This window comes from Helicobacter saguini (genome assembly GCF_000762875.2).
Lineage (GTDB): Bacteria > Campylobacterota > Campylobacteria > Campylobacterales > Helicobacteraceae > Helicobacter_A > Helicobacter_A saguini.
In genome coordinates this window covers 1-1,058 of record NZ_JRMP02000053.1, presented here as the reverse complement: position 1 = coordinate 1,058, position 1,058 = coordinate 1, and the positions used below count along the sequence as shown (strand labels likewise).

The 1,058-nt window shown below is 40.5% G+C and carries 1 pseudogene; it reads left to right on the top strand.

Going from position 1 to position 1,058, the window contains the following annotated elements:
- Window positions 1-403 precede the first annotated feature (403 nt).
- A pseudogene (locus LS64_RS12125) lies at window positions 404-928 on the top strand (class I tRNA ligase family protein); the annotation flags it as partial.
- Window positions 929-1,058: the final 130 nt, after the last annotated feature.

The following is a 1,058-nucleotide window of genomic DNA, read 5'->3' as shown; positions in this document are numbered from 1 at the left end:
GAATCTACTTTTATTTTGCAGATTTTAAGGTAGATTTATGGCGGAAAAGAATTTGTTTAGCAAAGAGTGGGAAAGCTTAATTTATAATGAATGTGAAAAACGCGGATATTTTGGCGTTAATGGTAATTTGAAATTGCAAGATTCTAAGAATATGGAATCTAAAAACATGGATTCTGAAGATTCTAAAAATACGTGTGAAAATATAGAATCTAAAGCGACTTACTTCCCCTCCCTTGCGGAGGGGGCTGGGGGGTGGGTCAAAACCTACGATAATCCAAAAAGCCAAAATAATAAAAAAGATTCTATGGAATCTAATAATCTAGATTCTAAAAAATCAAGTCAAAATATGGAATCTAGTAACGCAGATTCTAAGAGATTACAGAATCTAGATTCTAAAAACACGCAAAATAATACCTTTTGCATTATGATGCCCCCGCCAAATGTCACAGGTGTGCTGCACATAGGACACGCCCTAACTTTCACCTTGCAAGATATTATCGTGCGATATAAGCGGATGTGTGGTTTTAAAACGCTTTGGCAGCCAGGCTTGGACCACGCAGGTATCGCTACGCAAAATGTCGTAGAAAAGCAGCTATTAGCGCAAGGCATCACAAAAGAGGAGCTAGGTAGGGAAGAGTTTATCAAACGCGTTTGGGAATGGAAAGAGGAAAGTGGCGGCAAGATTTTAGAGCAAATGCGGCTTTTGGGCTTCTCGCCGGACTTTTCACGCACTCGCTTTACAATGGATGAAGGCTTGGCAAACGCGGTAAAACACACATTTGTTAGCTGGTATGACAAGGGCTTAATTTATCGCGGCTCACGGATGATAAACTGGTGCACGCATGATGGCGCATTAAGCGATATTGAAGTCGATTATAAAGAAAACGCCGGAAAGTTATACTATCTAAGGTATATGATTGTAGATTCTAAAAATTCGCGAAGCGAAGAGTCTCAAGAGAGTATAGGCATACAGAATCTAGATTCTAAAGATTCACAAATGAAAGTCAATACGCAGAGCGTTGTCGGGGGGTTTGGGGGGTTGCAAGGGGGGATAAGGG